This window comes from Persicobacter psychrovividus (assembly GCF_036492425.1).
GTDB lineage: Bacteria > Bacteroidota > Bacteroidia > Cytophagales > Cyclobacteriaceae > Persicobacter > Persicobacter psychrovividus.
On record NZ_AP025295.1, the window covers coordinates 360,912 to 379,741 of the forward strand.

At 42.3% G+C, this 18,830-nt stretch carries 13 protein-coding genes; 7 read left to right on the forward strand and 6 right to left on the reverse strand.

The genetic code is table 11. The annotated features are described in order from the left end of the window. Positions 1-88 precede the first annotated feature (88 nt). The 4 genes from AABK40_RS20390 to AABK40_RS20405 all read left to right on the forward strand — a co-directional run bounded on the left by AABK40_RS20390 (position 89) and on the right by AABK40_RS20405 (position 6,427). Positions 89-1,333 (forward strand): DUF885 family protein, encoded by a 1,245-nt coding sequence (locus tag AABK40_RS20390; RefSeq protein WP_338398948.1) that lies wholly within the window; start codon positions 89-91, stop codon positions 1,331-1,333. Between the two features lie 235 nt (positions 1,334-1,568). Then, positions 1,569-4,028: a beta-mannosidase gene (locus AABK40_RS20395; protein ID WP_338398949.1), complete on the forward strand. Its 2,460-nt coding sequence runs from the start codon at positions 1,569-1,571 to the stop codon at positions 4,026-4,028. Positions 4,029-4,042: 14 nt separating this feature from the next. Further along, positions 4,043-5,263: a mannose-6-phosphate isomerase, class I gene (gene manA / locus AABK40_RS20400; protein WP_332920192.1), complete on the forward strand. Its 1,221-nt coding sequence runs from the start codon at positions 4,043-4,045 to the stop codon at positions 5,261-5,263. Between the two features lie 159 nt (positions 5,264-5,422). Then, positions 5,423-6,427 carry an isoaspartyl peptidase/L-asparaginase family protein gene (locus AABK40_RS20405; RefSeq protein ID WP_338398950.1) on the forward strand — a complete coding sequence of 335 codons (1,005 nt, stop codon included), beginning with the start codon at positions 5,423-5,425 and terminating at the stop codon, positions 6,425-6,427. 28 nt (positions 6,428-6,455) lie between these two features. Here AABK40_RS20405 and AABK40_RS20410 read toward each other — a convergent pair whose 3' ends face one another. Beyond that, positions 6,456-7,529 carry an FUSC family protein gene (locus tag AABK40_RS20410; RefSeq protein WP_338398951.1) on the reverse strand — a complete coding sequence of 358 codons (1,074 nt, stop codon included), beginning with the start codon at positions 7,527-7,529 and terminating at the stop codon, positions 6,456-6,458. A 182-nt stretch (positions 7,530-7,711) separates the two neighbouring features. Between AABK40_RS20410 and AABK40_RS20415 the strand changes: the two genes are divergently transcribed. Further along, positions 7,712-9,250 carry a helicase HerA-like domain-containing protein gene (locus AABK40_RS20415; protein WP_338398952.1) on the forward strand — a complete coding sequence of 513 codons (1,539 nt, stop codon included), beginning with the start codon at positions 7,712-7,714 and terminating at the stop codon, positions 9,248-9,250. Here the strand turns inward: AABK40_RS20415 and AABK40_RS20420 are convergent. Together AABK40_RS20420 and AABK40_RS20425 are read right to left on the reverse strand one after the other, a co-directional pair. Then, a complete protein-coding gene (locus AABK40_RS20420; protein WP_338398953.1) occupies positions 9,247-10,422 on the reverse strand; it encodes a pyridoxal phosphate-dependent aminotransferase in 1,176 nt (391 codons plus the stop codon). The genes AABK40_RS20415 and AABK40_RS20420 overlap by 4 nt on opposite strands. Then, positions 10,415-11,476: an FAD-dependent oxidoreductase gene (locus AABK40_RS20425; RefSeq protein ID WP_338398954.1), complete on the reverse strand. Its 1,062-nt coding sequence runs from the start codon at positions 11,474-11,476 to the stop codon at positions 10,415-10,417. The genes AABK40_RS20420 and AABK40_RS20425 overlap by 8 nt, the downstream gene beginning before the upstream one ends. Positions 11,477-11,763: 287 nt before the next feature. Between AABK40_RS20425 and AABK40_RS20430 the strand changes: the two genes are divergently transcribed. Beyond that, positions 11,764-14,451 carry an ATP-binding protein gene (locus AABK40_RS20430; RefSeq protein WP_338398955.1) on the forward strand — a complete coding sequence of 896 codons (2,688 nt, stop codon included), beginning with the start codon at positions 11,764-11,766 and terminating at the stop codon, positions 14,449-14,451. A gap of 118 nt (positions 14,452-14,569) precedes the next feature. Then, on the forward strand, positions 14,570-14,815 hold the full coding sequence (locus AABK40_RS20435) for a hypothetical protein (RefSeq protein ID WP_332920199.1): 246 nt from the start codon (positions 14,570-14,572) through the stop codon (positions 14,813-14,815). Positions 14,816-14,851: 36 nt separating this feature from the next. Here the strand turns inward: AABK40_RS20435 and AABK40_RS20440 are convergent, their stop codons facing one another. From AABK40_RS20440 to AABK40_RS20450, 3 genes are all read right to left on the reverse strand, one after another. Next, positions 14,852-16,732 carry a CocE/NonD family hydrolase gene (locus tag AABK40_RS20440; protein WP_338398956.1) on the reverse strand — a complete coding sequence of 627 codons (1,881 nt, stop codon included), beginning with the start codon at positions 16,730-16,732 and terminating at the stop codon, positions 14,852-14,854. 99 nt (positions 16,733-16,831) lie between these two features. Further along, positions 16,832-17,188: a hypothetical protein gene (locus tag AABK40_RS20445; protein ID WP_332920201.1), complete on the reverse strand. Its 357-nt coding sequence runs from the start codon at positions 17,186-17,188 to the stop codon at positions 16,832-16,834. Between the two features lie 74 nt (positions 17,189-17,262). Beyond that, positions 17,263-18,762, reverse strand: a complete 1,500-nt coding sequence (locus AABK40_RS20450) for a GAF domain-containing protein (protein ID WP_338398957.1) — start codon at positions 18,760-18,762, stop codon at positions 17,263-17,265. Positions 18,763-18,830: the final 68 nt, after the last annotated feature.

Consider the following 18,830-nt stretch of genomic DNA (forward strand, 5'->3'; position numbering starts at 1 on the left):
GATTCCAGCACGGCAGGGCTTTATGCTTTCGTCGTGCTTTTTTTTTCTCAAAAATGGTGGATCTGAAAACTATCCTTAATTTTACACCATGAAGATAATGATCAAATATGTTTTTGTGGTGATGGCGGTATTTTTAGCCTATGGTTGTACCCAACAAGAGGCCACACAATCATTCACCCAATTTTTGCAGCAATACGATAAAGCCAATGCTCGTTTTCATAGCCGACTGAGCCCTATGGATTATCAGCAGTACTTTCAGACTATCCCGTCTATGGATTCCCTGTTGATCCAGCAACATTTTTATCAACAAATGCAGCAACAATTCATTAAATATGATAAAAATGAATTGCCTCAGGCACAGCTCGTTTTGTACGATGCAATTGCTTTTGACCTGGAAACTAACCTGCGTAGAATTAAACTACAATCAGGTTTTCATACCAATTGGGGATTGTTGGGCTTGCCTACAGATGGTATTCACAGTTTCCCTTTTGCAGTGGACTGGTACCGCTTTCGGATTGCAGAACTTTCCGGGCTTCGTAATATCAGACTTGAAGACATCTTCACGAGTGCGAACTTGCAAATCAACGATTGCAAACAAGAGCAGTTGAGCTTGCTGAAGGAATTCCATTATGATCAGCTCGTGGATTTAAATCGGGAATTTGACAAGCAAAACTTTTTACTGAAAGATTCTACGGATCAATGGCGTTATGCCACGCTGAAGAATGAAACCGTTCTGAGCCGAATGCCTTCCTATTTTTCAGGCAGAAAATATCCCAATTTCAATCTGACTACTGTTTTTGAAAAGCCCTTATCTTATCAGCAATTGGATACTTACTGGTTGGGGCAACAAGTTCCTGGCAAGCAATATTATCAGCTGAATGCCTATAAATTGCCTTACCCAGCATTGGCACATGAACAGCAAAGAGGGCTACTCGATGGCTGGGCCGCATTTTGTGAGGGGATGGGCCCTGATCTCGGCTTGCAGCATGAGCCGATTTCACGCTTCTACTGCCTCAATGCCCGTATACGAAGAAATGCCAAATTGGTGGTGGATTTGGGCGTGAACTATTTTCAGTGGAAAGAAGAAATGATTGCTCATTTTTGGAAAAATGCCCTTCCGCAGGATCCTGACGGATGGAAGGAAGAAGTGGCCAAAGTAACCAAAAAACCTGCCGTAAATGTGATCCCCGCTTTGGTGGAAATTCATTTGATGCAAATGCGTGAAGAATTTATGGCCAAAGAAGATGTGCCGAGTTATAAGCGTTACAACGACCATCTATTAAAGCTTGGGCCTCTTCCGTTGGCCGTCATTCAGGCACATATTTTGGATTAGGGGCATACAAGGGGTGACATCTGGCTTAAATATTGGGTTAGTTTTTTCTATTTTCTGCTTTGCTAAAAAATACTGTTTCAGTGGTTTTTGATTCAGCATTAAAGGGGCTAAATTTGATTGTATTTTTTTTATGATCGGTAAATCTATATTGATGAATAAATCCATTTATCTTCTTGTTTACACTGTTTTGTGTTTTGGCCTTTGGTCTTGCTCAAAGCCTGAAAAGCCCTCAAGCATGAAAATGCTGCTTTCACAAAACTGGACCCTGCAACAATTGGGAAAAGAGGCCACTTACCCCTCCAAGGTGCCTTCAGAAGTTCACCTCGATTTACTTAATGCAGGCATCATCCCTGACCCTTTTTACGGTACCAATGAGGATTCTGTGCAATGGGTTTCACAGCAGGATTGGGTGTATAAAACCACCTTCAATCTTGAGGATAATTGGATGGATTTTGAGCAAATTGCCCTAACCTGTGAAGGTCTGGACACTTATGCGGCGGTGGTGCTGAATGGGCATCAGGTCATTACTTCAAAAAACATGTTTGTAGGCCATCAGGCTGATGTCAAGCAATACCTGAAAAAAGGGGAGAACAAGCTGGAAATTACTTTTCAGTCTCCATTGAAAGCAGTGAAAGCACAACATGATGCTTTAAACTATGAATACCCGGCCTCCAATGATGCTGCAGAAGAAAAACTGAGTGTTTTCACCCGTAAGGCGCCATATCAGTACGGTTGGGACTGGGGGCCGCGTTTGGTTACCATGGGAATTTTCCGCCCTATTTCTTTGCGTGCTTATAACCACGGAGAAATCCGCGATCTGCATTTTCAACCACAACTGAATGCCGATGAATCAGCGGCAACTGTTCATGTGGATGTGGAAGTTCATGCGGTGGATCATGAGTTTGGTGAAATAGAAATTTATGATCAGCAGGGGCAGCTTGTTGGAAGTGTTGGTGAGAAATTACAAAAAGGAACAAATCATTTATCCACTGATTTTAAAGTGGAAAACCCTGTGCTTTGGTGGCCGAATGGTTTAGGGCAACAGCACCTTTACGAATATACTGCCAAGTTTAAAATGTTGGGGAAAACGGTGGACACCCAATCCGAGAAGATTGGTTTCAGGACGATTGAGGTGGTCAATGAGCCTGATTCTCTTGGAGAGAGCTTTTTTGTAAAAGTAAATGGCAAGCCTGTATTCATGAAAGGTACGAATTATATTCCGCAGGATAATATTCTTCCGAGAGTTCAAAAACAGGATTATGTCAATATGTTAACCGCCGCCAAAGAGGCCAACAACAATATGATTCGTGTTTGGGGTGGCGGAATTTATGAAAACGATCAGTTCTATGATTTGTGCGATTCACTCGGCTTGTTGGTGTGGCAGGATTTTATGTTCGCCTGTACGATTTACCCTGGCGATGCTGATTTCTTGCAAAATGTAAAAGAGGAAGCGGCTTATAATATCAAGCGTATCCGTAATCATGCTTCGCTGGCTTTGTGGTGTGGAAACAATGAAGTACAAGTCGGTTGGGACAACTGGGGTTGGCATAGTGAGTTTGGCTATACGCCTGAAGATTCGGTGAAGCTTTATAAGGATTATGAAAAGCTCTTCAAAGAAGTACTTCCTGAAATGGTGGACAAGTACGATGCAGGTCGTTTTTATTACCCATCGTCGCCGATTTCAAACTGGGGCGACATTAAAGATTTTGCTATCGGTGATAACCATTATTGGGGAGTTTGGTGGGGCAAGAAGCCTTTCGAATCTTTCAATGAGTATGTGCCGAGGTTTATGTCGGAGTTTGGTTTTCAGTCCTTCCCGATCATGTCAAGTATCAAGCGATTTTCCGAAGAAAAAGACTGGCAGCTGGATTCACCAGTAATGAATACCCATCAGAAATCATCGATCGGTAATATTACAATACAGGAATATATGCAACGCGATTACCAGGTGCCTTCTTCCTTCAGCGATTTCGTTTATGTCAGTCAGATACTGCAAGGGCATGGCATGCAAATAGGCATGGAAGCACAACGTAGAAATATGCCTTTCTGTATGGGATCACTGGTTTGGCAATTGAATGATGTTTGGCCTGCCGCATCATGGTCGGCAATAGATTATTACGGTAAGCGTAAAGCTTTTTATTTTACCATGCAACGCGCCTTTGCCCCTCAGATTATTTCTACTGAAACGAAAGGCGATCAGCTGGATATTTACCTGGTGTCCGACTTGCTGGAAAAAGATCAGGGTAAACTGACGTTAAACTGGGTAGATTTTAAAGGCAAGATATTAAAGAGCGAGGATAAAGCGGTGAAAATTGGGGCGCAAACAAGCACCAAAATTTTAACGGTTGATGCTCAGCTACCTAAAGGAATGAACCCTCGTGATACCTTCCTGAAAATGGTATATACGGGCACGCACGGCACCATTGAGAAAGTGCACTACTTTACTAAAGTCAAGGATTTATCTTTGCCAAAAGCCAATGTACTGATGAAAGTCAAGAAAGTTTCTGAAGGATTCGAAGTAACTTTACGAAGTGAGGTCTTGGCTAAGGATGTATATGTAGATGCCGGAAGCATTGACGGGACATTCAACGACAACTTTTTTGATTTATTACCCAATACACCACATACGATCCTTTTTAGAACCAAAGAAGATCAAGTAAAATTTTCAACTACAAGTATTAGAGATACTTATTAACGACGCAAATTCAGATGACCAATTTAGTAGAAGCGGCAAAAATTAAGGGCGTAGTTCAACATTACGCCTGGGGTGGGTTTAACTTTATCCCTGAATTGATTGCAGCACAAAATGAAAGCAATGAACCATTCGCTGAATATTGGATGGGGGCACATAAAAATGCACCTGCCACTTTGGTAAATGTGGAACCAGCGTTGGCATTGAACGAACTGATTGCTGAAAATCCCTCTTTTTATTTAGGAGAGGCCGTTGCCAAAAGATTTGACAATCAGCTGCCATTTTTATTCAAAGTACTGGATGTGAAAGATATGCTTTCGATTCAGGTACACCCCACCAAAGAAGAGGCAGTTAAAGGATTTGCCCGTGAAAATCAGGAGGGAATTCCTGCCAATGCGCCTCACCGTAACTATAAGGATGATAACCATAAGCCTGAAATTATGGTGGCGGTTACCGAATTTTACTTGCTGCATGGGTTTAAGCCTGTCGAGGAATTGAAAGCGGTATTGAACAATACAGAGGAATTTAAAGCTTTTGCGCCTATTTTCGGCGAGGGTGATTATAAAGCGTTGTATGCCCATATCATGCAATTGCCACAGGCAGAGGTTGATCAAATTTTAGCTCCTTTGGTGGCACGTATTTCTGAAGATTATCAGGAAGGGAACCTGGAAAAAACCTCCTCGGATTTCTGGGCGGCAAAAACGGTGGAAGGCCAGGAGAATATTGCCGAACAGCTTGACCGCGGAATCTTCTCTATTTACTTTTTCAATGTGGTGAAAGTGAATAAAGGGGATGCTGTTTTTCAGGATGCAGGGGTTCCTCACGCTTATTTGGAAGGGGTGAATATGGAATTGATGGCCAACTCTGATAATGTTTTGCGTGGTGGCTTAACACCTAAACATATCGATGTTCCAGAACTACTTAAACATACCAAGTTTGAGGCGACCATCCCAAATATTCTTAAAGGAGATGATCGCTCTGCTGCAGAAAAAGTTTATACTTCTCCAGCACCCGATTTTGAGGTTAGCCGTGTAGAGGTCAGTACAGATCAAAAATTTCAGGCACCAAAAGGCCATTCGTTTGATATTCTTGTGATGCTCGAAGGGCAAACGGTAAAGGTAACGACACCACAAACTTCTTACACCCTTTCGAAGGGAGAAACAGGAATGGTTTCCGCAAATATTGATTATACTATTGAAGGTGAAGGTTTGCTTTTCAGAGCTACAGTACCTCAGTAAGATTTAAAAATTTAGCAAACACCTGGAGGGCAACTTTCAGGTGTTTTTTTATGCTTAATATTTCGAAATTCAAGCGTATCCAAAATGTAACCCATTTCATAATGCATTTTAATACTGATAGCGGTTATTATTGCTATTGATATTAATTTTTTGGATGCGATGAAAAACGGAAGAAGATCATTTTTGAAAAAAGCTGCGGTAGCTGGTAGTCTATTTTCCCTTTCTGCCATGGAGACAATGGGCAAAGGGGTACGGAAAAAGAAATCGGCACAACGGGTAAAAAAGCCAATGGTTATCAGTACATGGAACCATGGTGTTGCAGCCAATGCGGAAGCCTGGCGAATCCTGTCAAAAAAAGGAACTGCACTCGATGCTGTTGAACTTGGGGTACGGATTCCCGAAGCAGACCCCAAAGTTCGTTCTGTGGGTTATGGTGGTTACCCAGACCGCGATGGCAATGTAACATTGGATGCCTGTATCATGGATCACCGTTCTGAATGTGGTTCTGTGGCATTTCTTCAGCATATCAAACACCCGATCAGTGTTGCACGGAAAGTGATGGAGGAAACGCCGCACGTAATGATCGTCGGTGAAGGCGCATATCGTTTTGCCATAGATCAGGGCTTCAAGCATGAAAATTTGCTGACCGATGAGGCGAAGAAAGATTGGGAAGAATGGAAAGAGGCCTCGAAATATGAGCCTGTCATTAATATTGAAAATCATGATACCATCGGTATGCTCGCCCTTGATGAGCATGGGAAAATTGCGGGTTCTTGTACTACATCCGGTGCTGCCTGGAAGATGCACGGCAGGGTAGGAGACTCACCGATTATTGGTGGGGGTTTATTTATTGATGGCGAAGTAGGTGGAGCCGTTGCCACAGGTTTGGGCGAGGCGGTAATCCGCACTGCAGCAGCAACGATTGTGGTGGAGTTAATGCGCAATGGCTATTCTGCTCAGGAGGCCGCCGACGAAGCTATTCAGCGGATCATCAAAAAACATAAAAATCATCGGGACATGGAGTACCTCCAGATCGGTATTTTGTCGCTCAATATCAATGGGGAATATGGCGCATCAAGCATTCGCCCAGGCTTTAATTATGCCATTCAGTCTGCTGATAAAGACAATGAACTGATTGACGCACCGCATCGATTGAAAGGATAAAAATTGCAAGAAGGCTGGGGTTATTTCCTCAGCCTTTTGTTTGCGGCTCAAATAATTGATGTGCAAGCTGCTGCAGGCGGATCAATTGTACAGCATAATGGCGGTGAAGCCACACATAAGCCACTGGGCTCAAGGGGGTGTCGTCGGGATGGGCAACAAACATTTCATGGAGTTCTTTCCGACTTTCCGACATGCTGACAGTAATATCATTATGTACCCGATAATGGTTGTTTTGGCGTAAATCAGCCACCAGCTCATCACTAATCTGCTCCCACTGAGTCTGCTGTTCTTCAATAGAACTCATTTCCTTAATATACTCAAAACCCCGCTTTGACGCCCACTGCGTTTGCCACAAAAGCTCCAATGCTCCTGCCATTAGCCGTTGAGCCACAATAAACTGATCAAGGGATTCTTCCTGCGCTTTCAGGTATTTACTTTCGTTGATGGCCGAACTGCTCGATTTACGCTGAGCGACGATATGTTTGGTCAGTTTTCGGAACTGTTTGGAGGCATCTTTCGGGCGCTCACTGCGGTGAGGGGTATAGTAAGTCTTATAAATTTCATTCATCTTGGCAATACAGTCTGAAGCCTCGAGCTGAATTCGTCGTTGTGCTTTTATGGGCATGATCGATGCCGCTATATAGGAAATAATACTGCCGATAATCACCTGTCCACATCGCCACAATCCTGATTCAAGACTATGAGATGCGCCAAAAACGATCGTCAATGCCAAAAGACCTGTCAGGGTGGCGTAATCAAATTTTTTGAACAGTTTTTCAGAAAAAATAATCACCGCAATAATGAAAAACAGGGCATTGAGCCAAATATTGCCATGAAAAAGAAATAGGGTGATAATGCCATAAATCGCCCCAACTGCAGTTCCCATAGAGCGCTGCAGGCTCCGACGTGCAACATCGCCTACCTGAGGGTAAGGTAACAAAAGCACCACGACAGTAATGGTGGCCCAGCCAGAGTGGGGTACATTATAATAGATACCAATCAAATAGGTCAGCATCAAAGTAACAGCAGTCTTATATAAGTGAATTTTTTTATGATTCTGATATAAAAACTGTTCCGTAAAAATCTCTCCAATTGCGCTCAAAATGCAGGTTATTTCTTGAAAGAAGTCAATTCAGCATAAAATTAGTGGTTGTGTTTATAGATTCAAATAAATGATGTTTAAATGTCAATTAATTTAGAAGGTATTTCGGGTAATCGTCCAAAAAATGGTCAGTTTGATAACCACCCGCCTGAAGCGCTGTTATGTAGAAAAAAATAGATCTTATGGATAGTGGACAATTTAGCGCCGATCAGCAAAAACAATTCGATTTTTCAGGCCCAAGCTTTACTTTAGGAACAGGTATTTTTGATGGCAAACCGATTAGTGGGGCAACCGTCAAAGTTCCCCTGAAAACGCTCAATCGTCATGGTTTGGTGGCGGGGGCGACAGGAACAGGAAAAACCAAAACGGTACAAGTGCTTGCGGAAGGTCTTTCAAAAGCGGGGGTACCAGTGTTATTAATGGATTTGAAAGGGGATTTAAGTGGCCTGGCTGCTCAAGGTACGGAAAATACCCATATTACACATCGGCAAACTTTGATCGGGGAACCTTATGCTCCTCAGCCATTTCCAGTCGAATTACTGACCCTGACCTCCGAGGATCATGGGGTGCCGCTCCGTGCTACAGTAACAGAATTTGGGCCAATTTTATTGGGCAAAACTTTGGAGTTGAATGCCACGCAGCAAGGCGTGTTGGCCGTATTGTTCAAGTATTTTGATGATCACGGTTTGCCATTGATTGACCTCAAAGATTTAAAGAAAGGCCTGCAATACCTGTCCAATGAAGGAAAAAAGGAATTTGAAGAACATTATGGTCGGATTTCATCCGCATCAGTGGGGGCGATTCAGCGGAAAATTATCGCACTGGAACAGCAGGGAGCAAATGAATTTTTTGGCGAACCTTCCTTTGAAGTGGATGACCTCATGCGGGTGGATCAGAAGGGAGAAGCCTTTATTTCGGTGGTCCGACTGACGGAAATTCAGGATAAGCCAGCATTGTTTTCTTCTTTTATGCTGAGTTTATTGGTGGAGCTTTACGACAATTTGCCAGAACAAGGCGACTCAGAAAAACCAAAGCTCACCATTTTTATTGATGAAGCACACCTGATGTTTCGTGAGGCTTCTAAAGCATTGATTGATCAGTTGGAAATCGTGGTCAAACTGATTCGTTCCAAAGGGGTGGGTGTGTTTTTTTGTACGCAGGTGCCTTCTGATGTTCCAGATCAAATATTAGGACAGCTGGGCTTGCGTATTCAACACGCTATGCGCGCCGTAACCGCCAAAGACAGGAAGGCCATTAGATTGGTTGCGCAGAATTTCCCAGACTCTCCCTACTATGATTTAGAGACCATGCTGACTACTCTGGGTATTGGTGAAGCGTTGTTTACCTGTCTAAATGAGAAAGGAATTCCGACGGCTTCGGTAGCAACTTATCTGAATGCGCCAAAATCAAGAATGGGAACGCTGACCACTCAGGAACTTGATCAGCTTGTGGAAACTTCAGAAATTTATGGTCAGTATAAAGATCCTGTTGATCGGGAAAGTGCTTATGAAATGCTGATCAAAAAAATTGATGGTGCTGAAGAATCTGAGGAGTCCCCAAAAACGGAAGCACCTAAAGATCAATCAGCCCGACCAAAGAAGGAGAAAAGTATGATGGAAACCCTGTCGAACAATACCTTTGTAAGGCAACTGGGCCGTACTGTTGTTCGAGAAATAAGCCGTGGGCTTTTGGGTGCCTTGGGTTTAAGAAACAGGCGTTAGCGGTGTAACTTAGCCCAGGCGGCCATACCGACATTCAGTCGCTCCATCGCTTGGGTTAAAATTTCCTTACTTGTGGAATAACACAATCGAATGTGTCCCTGTGCCCCTTCGCCAAAAAAACGGCTGTTGCCTGGTACTACCGCGAGCTGGTGTTCTTCGAGCAGAAATTCCGTCAAGGCACTTTCTTGATTATTGGTATTAATAATCTTCGGAAACAATAGGTAAGTAGCGGCAGGTTTATGTTCAATTTCAAGATAATCATTTGCTGATATTGCGTCAAAACATAAATCGCGCATTTCTTGAAGGTGTTCAACGAATCGCTTTTGCCATGCAGTTGCTTTTTCCAAAGCAAATTGACCGGCGAGTTGCGCTATGGGTGGACAGCCACCAATGGTGGAATGGTAGTTGCCGACGACCATCAAGCCCGTTTTATCTTCAGGAGTAGGGCAAAATACCACACCAATCCTGAAGCCTGCCAGGGCATATCCCTTTGAAAGGCCATAAACAGTATAGGTAATGGCATTGGTGGAAGCATTTAAGCTTGCAAATGGGGTGAAGGTTTGGTCATCATAAATAATATCACTCCAAATTTCATCACTGATGATTTTAAGCTGATGATCCACGGCAAATTTACTGATTAACTCGAGGTCCGCCTTCTGATAGAGCTGCCCCATTGGATTATGCGGATGGCAAATCATGATGGCTTTCGTTTTGGCGGTCACTTTCGATGCTAGGACCTCATAATCCAGAGGAGCAAAAGCGGAAAAGGTGACCACTTTGCCACCTGCATTGGCGATGGTTTCAAAAAAGAGAAAGTCAACAGGGTCCGGGCAGATCACTTCGTCCCCAGGTGAGATCAGTTTTTTGATCACCATATTCAAGCCTTCGGCTGCGCTGTTGGTCGGCAGAATCTGATCTGGCGTGTAATTCATTCCTCTTTTCTTGGCCCACATTGTGAGGGCCTGTAGGAACTCAGGAACACCCTCGGGTCTACCGTAGGGCATGTAGGCGTGCGCGAGGTAATTTTGTAATTCGGACTGGATTTCTGTGGCAAAAGGGAAATCAGGATCTGCGGCCGTTAATGGGATGCATGTTTCGGGCACGGTAGCCCAACGATAATTATAGGCGTATTTTTTTAAAAATTTGAAATCAATGTCTTGATGGTCAAACATAGCTTGCTTTTTTATGCGCGAGCGGCATGAGCATGCGTTCGGCAGGGTAGAGAAAATTACTCCTTAAAGTGGCACTTTCACTAAGGATCTTTTTTATTTTAATACCCTGAATTTCATAAAATCGTTGCCCTATTTTTGCCTTTGGAACGGCATGAATTAGCTCATGGACCAAAACCGCATCCTCGAGGGCAGTATTCATCCCTTGACTTGAAAATGTGGGTAAAGGATGCGCCGCATCACCCATTAAAAGAATATGCTCAGCGTGATATTGCTCAAGTGGGGTTATCGTTTTGTTAATACAATGGTGGACATGGTCAAACTTCAGGTGCAATCGAAATTGATCGAGGATTCGGAAATCTTTAGTCAAGTCATCAAAGAAGGAGGCGAACTGATCGGCAGGTTCTCCATATTTTTGCTGATCCCATTGCATATACCATATAAAATTTTGATCACCCAAGGACATTAATCCGAAGGATAAACCGCCCTGTTGGTGCGTAAATTTCGTTAATTGGTGATCATATTGTGCAGCGATAAATTTCGGGAGCTTGGCAAAACCTACTAATTCATGGCAACGGTCATTCTTTGCCTGGTGGTTGGGGAAAAGCTTTCGCCGTGTCGGAGAATTGATACCATCAGCACCAATAACCAAATCAGCATTTATAGCCTGACCATTACAGGTTACTTCATGCTGTTCGGAGATTTCTAAGGAGGAATTCCATTTGATCGATGCCTCCTTTTCCATCAGCATATTTAAAAGCTGATTTCTGTAGATGCCGTAACAATTCGTCAGTGTATTTTTACTTTGTAATTTACCCTCGAAATTATAGTTCATGTAATATTTCAAAGGGTGTAAGTTTTCTCGTACGATATCAGCACCCACGATTTTCTTTAAAGCACTATATCCATTGGGCATAAGCACAAAACCAAAGCCGTTAGTGGATAACTGGCTGTTTTTTTCAAAGATCATGGCACGATGGGTAGCACTGTTTTTTTGTATCAGTTTATTTAAGGCTAAACCAGCAACCCCTGCACCATTTATAAAAATTTCCATCATCGTTTGACCGTTGTTTTTTCATTGGTACGGAAGAAAAAATAGTCGATTGTGTAAGGAACGGTGAGGGGGGCAGGAGGCGAATTCCTGATTTATGGATAAACGGGAATCGGTCATGATCAATGCCTATCTGATTCATTTAAAGTCAATACATCATCATGTGCTATTTTTATGATTATTAAATCTTTTGCCATAAGTACCCCCAAAATACTTTCGTAATTCTTTTTAAAGGTATCTGTCCCGAAACCTTGCCTGTAAGTATTTATATTTTTGATGGTCAATAAAAATTAATGCAGAACCCAATTAGTCAATTCATAGAAAGCCTGCAAAAGTGTGGAGATAAAGAAGCCCTGGCAACGCATATTGCAGAGGGTTTCCCGAAGCTCTTTCCTTATTTGCAGTTGGTCGGAATTCATTTACTGTCCCAGCCCTATTTTCGATTGGAGTCATTCTTTTATTATGACAATAACTGTATTTCTGAAGAAAATATGGTAGCAGAGATTAATTACATGATCTGGACCAACAGTAAAAAGCCTTCTAAATTACCCAATGCAGCCATTTTGCCTGTTCATGTCAATACACAAATAGCGGGGGGAATTACCGTGCTCAATACCGAAGGGGTTAATTTATTGGATGACGATCGCTTAAACATGGTTATTGCACTGATTGGGGCAAATTTAAGTTTGCAGCATCAGAAATATCAATTAACAGAAACTCAGAAAAGGGTTATTCAGCAGTCCAAGTTGATGGATAATTCCCCCAATCCAATTTTAGTGATCGACGAACAGTGTACTTTGCTGTACACCAATCCCGCTTCAGACCATTTACTGACTTTTTATGGAATGATTAGTGGCGGGCAAGTGGTGACCAGCTGGCAACAAGCGATCCGAAAAATACTTAAAGGGGCAACCGAAGTGCGGTTTCAGGTGCGTACCGAGGATAAAGTCTATTCTTTGTCTTTTTTCAGGCACACGCACCCCCATCTGATTACCGTTTATGCCAATGATATTACCGAGCTTAAAAAACTGGAAAATAGCCTGGTGGTTCAACGGAATTTCTTTGAAGATATCTTTAATCATATTCCGTCGGATTTGGTGGTGTTTAATAAGCGCCATGAATATCTGTTCGTTAATCCGCAGGCAATTAAAAATCGGCAAATTCGGGAGTGGATCATCGGCAAAACAGATTATGACTATTGTGATTTGAAAAATACGCCTTACGATATGGCCAATGCGCGGAGGGACTTATTCAATAGGATAAAGAATTCCCGACAGGTGGCAGAGATCAAGGACATCAAATATCATGAGGATCGAAGTATTCGCGAAGCCATTTTACGCCGGATGTTACCTGTTTATGATAAGGAGGGCGAACTGGAATATATGATTGGTTACGGTAGTGATATCACTGATCTTATGCGAGCGGAGAATGCTTCCACGCGTTCCCGTGAACAGCTTGAATTGGTATTGACAGCCTCTAATGATGGTTTTTGGGATTGGGACCTCGATACTGGCCGACTGTTCTTGAGTGATCGCCTGAAGCTGATGTTGGGTATAGAAATGTTGGGGAACAGTGTTTCCAGCCCTGAGGAACTAAATTTGTTGTCGTTCAAAAATCGCTTTAGTTTTTTCAGAAGTATTTTGAAGTTGAAAAATGGTCATTTATCAAAATGTGAAGCCATACATCAATTTACGCATGCCAAAGGCGGCGATGTGTACCTTCTGATGCGAACCATTGGAATTACCAATAAAGAGGGGCATGTGGTGCGTATCGTGGGCTCAAGTGCAGATATTTCAGAGCTTAAGCGTTCGGAAATAGCACTTCAGCAGGCGAAAAAATTTGCTGAACAGGCGAATGAGGCACAGACGCAGTTTTTAGCGACCATGAGTCATGAAATTCGAACCCCATTAAATGCCGTGATCGGTTTTTCTAATTTCCTGCTTCAGGAAAACCCTCAGCCTCATCAGTTGGATTATCTGAATTCATTGAATTTTTCGGCAAACAATCTGTTGTCGTTGGTCAATGATATTTTAGATTTTAATAAAATTGAAGCCAAGAAAATTGAGCTGGAGCATATCGGATTTGATTTACATGATTTGGGTCGAGAGGTTATTCAGGTGATGAATCTCCGTGCTGCCGATAAGGGAATATATGCGAAGGTAGAGATGGATCCTCATCTTCCAAAACGCGTGATGGGTGACCCGACGAGGTTATCTCAAATCTTTAATAACCTTTTGGGGAATGCGATCAAGTTCACTGACCAGGGCGGCATTAAATTGAAAATGAGTTTGCTGAGCGAGGAGGAGACTTGTTATCACATTCTCTTTGAGTTTGAGGATACTGGAATTGGTATTTCTAAGGAAAAGTTCGAAAAAATATTTGACTCGTTCTCTCAGGCCGATAATAAAACGACCCGAAAATACGGGGGTACTGGCTTGGGCTTAACCATTACCCGCAAATTAATAGAACTGCTGGGTGGGGAGATTAAACTGAAGAGTGAAGAATCTGTCGGTTCCACCTTTTATTTCTGCCTGAAAATGGATAGGGTTGATGATAAGGATTTTGAAAATCAGAAGATCAAGGAGATTTTTGATGAAAAGCAGATTGAAGGTGTGCGTATTCTATTGGTAGATGACAATCCGATGAATATTCGCGTGGCAAAACACCTGCTGGATAAATGGAAAGCGAAGGTTGATGTTGCTGAAAATGGGGCCATTGCGGTGGATATGGCGCAGGAAAATGATTATGATTTAATTTTCATGGACCTGAGTATGCCTGTGATGGATGGTTACGAAGCGACCATCTGTATTCGGGTTTTTGATCAGGTAACTCCTATAATTGCCCTGACTGCCGATGCACTTTCAGATGTTCGAGCTCGGGTCTTTTCTATCGGAATGAATGACTTCATGACAAAGCCATTTAAGCCAGCAGTTCTGAAGGAAAAACTGAGTATCAATCTATTGGTCAACAAACCTGATTAATGTTTAAGAATAAATTGAAAATAGGATGAAATGTTAGTTATAATGCTGAAAAATAAGGGCTTGTAGAAGCAATTTACTTTGGATTTTGTTATTTTAATAGAAGCCAAAAGAAAGATTAATGATTTACGACCTAAAGACCAAAACCCTGTATCGGGAGAATGGTGAGAAGCTGAAATCCTGCCACTGTAGCAGTTGTAAAGCTTGGGAAGAGTTCCGATTTATCAAGCATGTGCAATGTCCCAATTGCGGAAAGAAAATCCTGCATACCGCAGAGTTTCAAGAATCTGATTTAGCGGAATTTCCTGAGGAGGAATTTTGCTTTAAATATCAAATAGGTCAAGAGAATATCAGCTTTATTTACTGAAAAAAAAGGGAACCCATGGCGGGCTCCCTTTTTTATTTATAGTGCTTTGAAGGTGATCGACGAAGCGTGATTTTTATTGTGGTAAATATGTTGTTCTGCTTTGATGAAATCAGACTCATCAGCCTTATAAATGTTCTTAACAAACTTTTGAGGGTTCAGGTCAAATAGCGGGAACCAGGAACTTTGAACCTGAATCATTACCTTATGGCCCTTTTTGAAAGTATGCATGACATCCTGAAGAGGTAAGTCAATAGCTGTGATTTTATTCGGGGTAAAGGGTACAGGCTTGGAGAAGCTTTCACGATATCTGCCACGCATAATCTCCGAACGAACCATTTGCTGATAACCAGCAAGTTTGATTCTTTCAGGTGTAAACTCGTCATTTTTTGTACTGTCTGGATAAACGTCAATTAATTTTACGATCCAGTCACTGTCAGTACCTGAGGTTGATACTTTGAGTTTGGCGAGTAAATCTCCTGCCATCGTTAAATCTTCTGTGAGTACAGGGGTCTCATATACCATTACATCAGGTCGTCGGCTTGCAAATCGTTGGTCATCACTCATATATTCTCTTGGCGTGAAAGAAACTTTCATGCGCTCAGAATAAGGAACAGGTTTAGCAGGATCAGAAATATAGCTATCGAAACCTTTAGCTGATTTAGGCTGTTCGCTGTCCAGGCAACCACCTTGCTTCAGGTAAAACGTTTTTTCCAGGGCATTTTTTGGGGGCCATTGCTGAAATTTATGCCAATCTTTACTTCCTGTGTCATAAACATAAGCCTCAGGCAGTCCGCTGTTTTTGCCACCGTCTTCTTTCAAAAAGTGGTGGAAGAAAGGCGCCTCAATAGAATCCTGATAATAAATATTGACTGCACCATACGAAAGGTTCCCCACCATTTGGTTCTCTTTTCTTCTTGACCAGTCGCCATGAGACCATGGTCCCAACACGATTGTATTGTAAGTGTTGGGGTTATTTTTTTCGATCGTTTTATAGGTGTGGATAGGGCCGTAAAGATCTTCTGCATCGAACAAACCTCCAACGACCATCATGTTGGCAGAGATGTTTTTCAGGTGCGGCAAGATATTTCTGCTTTGCCAGAATTCGTCGTAATCAGGGTGCTCGACAAGTTGTTGCCAGAAGAAATTATCTTTTCCATAGTATTTACTCGCATTTTTTAGCGGACCCATTTTCAAGAAAAAGTCATACATGTCAGGCGTTCCTAAATCGACCATATGTGGCGCGTACCAGGCTTTAGTGGTAGTGTCAGTTTTTTGGTAACCAAACACAGGAGTTGCTCTGAAATAAGAAAGTGTATAAGCCCCACGGTGGTGGAAGTCATCGAAATAGAAATCGGCGATACAGGCCTGAGGGCTTGATGCCTTGAGGGCAGGGTGGTTGCTGATTGCACCAGTGGTGGTGTAGTGACCAGGATAGGAAATTCCCCATTGTCCTACTTTACCATTATTATTTTCCACATTTTTCACCAACCAGTCGATGGTGTCAAATGTATCAGTAGATTCATCTGTTGCGGTGGAGTCGGTGTGTTCTACGATTGGGCGCATGTTATCAAAAGTGCCTTCACTCATATATCGACCCCTAACGTCCTGATAAACGAATATATAACCTTCTTTCATCATGGTTGTTGATGGGCCTAATTTTCCCTTGTATTTATCTTTGCCATAGGGCGCCGACGAATAACAGGTCCTGTACATCATAATGGGGTATTTCTGGCTTTTGTCTTTTGGACTATAGACCGTTGTGAATAGCTTCACCCCATCCCGCATGGTGATATAGTGGGTTGATTTATCATAATGTGCTTTCACATCATATTGCTCCTTTTGAGGATTATTCGCCTTTTGTGGAGAGGAACAGGCTATTATTAAGCAACAACTTAATAGAATAAGTAGGTATCGCATTATTTTATGAATTTTTTTGATAACAAACTTAATTCTTTTTGCCAAAAAAAGCACCTCGTAAGAGGTGCTTTTTAGTATTTACCAGTGATATGGCCCGAATTACTTAATATCTTCTTCATCCCATAAATAAATAGAGAGGGCTTTGGCTTGCTCATCCATCCACTCTTGAGCATTCTGATCGCCATTCCAGGCTTTTTCTTCTTCTCTTAGGTAGATAGCCCACGCCTTATCGAGATTTTTTTGTTCAACTTCTTCTATAGGGCTTACAAACCAGCCCATTCCTTTCACTTCCCCGACTACCATATCGTCAATAAACCTCAATGAGTTGGTGTAAATCTCCACCTGCTTTTCATTTTCGGTGATAAATACTTCGCTCTTGCCTTTAGTATTTGCAAATGCGAAGATCGAACACAACATGAATGCTGTTAGCGCGAATATATTTTTTAAATTTCCCATGATAGTTTCTGTTTAAAGTACAACGATGTTCGCTTTTATTAGTGTACTTTATTCAGGAATACCGCAGGATCGGATCATTTTATTTGCCGGTTTAGATTATTTTTACTGTGCTGCCTGACAATTGTTTCTTGGGTTGCCTGAAGTTCCTCCATGTTCTGTCTTAGTTCTTCTTCCGTAGACCTCATCTGTTCTGCCATGGCCTCTGCTTCGCGGAGCAATTTTACATTCTGCTCATTCATTCTGTTGGTATGGATGGTGGTGCCAATCGTTTCACAGATTTTGAGTATAAAGTCAATTTCAAAGTCTTCCAGTTTTTTCAAGCCAGCAAGTTCCAGGACGCCAATCACCTCTTGATCGTTTGCCAGTGGAACCATCAGTACGGACTGTGCCTGTGTTTCACCCAATCCAGTTTTGATCATCAGGTATTGTTCCGGAAGCTCAGTGAGGTACAAATGCTTGTTTTCGAGATATACTTCTGAAATCAGTCCTTCACCTAACAGGATTTCTTTTTCCAGAAATTTCTCCCGCTGATAGGCATAGCAACTCTCCATAATCAAGGTTTCGGTGGATTTGTCCTTTAGGAAAATCGCTCCCTGCGAGTACTGTACATAGTCCGTTAATTGTTTGATGATATTTTTACACAGTTCATTCAGCGATACGCCCTGTTGTCGAAGAATATCCGCAAAAATGGCCATGCCTTTATTTCCCCATTCCCTCTGCTGTGAGGCTTTCTTTTCATCATGTAGAATGTTTCTTGTTTCATTCAGTGCAATAAACAGCTCATCGTCTTCCTTAAAATTGTGTTGGTAGGTATAATTTCCCTGCCCTAAAGCGGAAATATAAGTTTTAGCACCTTCAATTTTGTTCAGCAGTTTGTTCATGTTTTGAGCGAGCGTTCTCAGTTCAGCGCCCCCCGTAAGCTGAAGCCTTTCTTGATAAGCCCCGTTGGCAATTTTACCAATAAGGACACTCATTTCATTTATTGCGCCAAATATTTTGGTGTGGAAGAAATACCAGAATGCAATGCATGCGGCTGTCAGAAATGCAAAATAGAGCAGGTAAAAGTTGGCAATAGCATCCTCAATGTTTTTGGCTTCGGCGACATATGTCATTACCAGAGCATGATTGATCTTTAACATTTCTCCCGCATGTTCATTCACATAAGCAAGGTCTTCCTTTGCCGTATTTGCTGAAGGGGCTTCAAGGATTCTTAGTGCTGCTCTGCTGAAAGGTGCCCAGCTGTATTTTACACGGCCGAGATTCTGCCAAAGTGGGGCGCTTAAATCAATTTCCCTGCTTACTAAATCTTCCTCTAAGCGCTTGAGGTTATTTTCATGCATCAGGATAGATTTTTCAGCCTGATTTGCAGCGCTCGCATCGCCTTGAACCAATAGGTTTAAGAATAAGGCGATTCGTTGTGATAGCATCCTATTTTGACCGGAAGTGTTGATTTGCTCGCTGTACGCTTTGGAGTAGTGGGTGGTGAAAGAAATAACTGCGCAGTTGACGAGCAGGATAAGCAAAAGCGTGATTGCAAATACTACCCTGATGTTAAGGTTATTGAGCTTAAGCATTTTAGTAGGTAAGGTGAGTTATGGGTAATGGTTTGATAAATATCCTATTGTCTGCCTTTTTCATCATG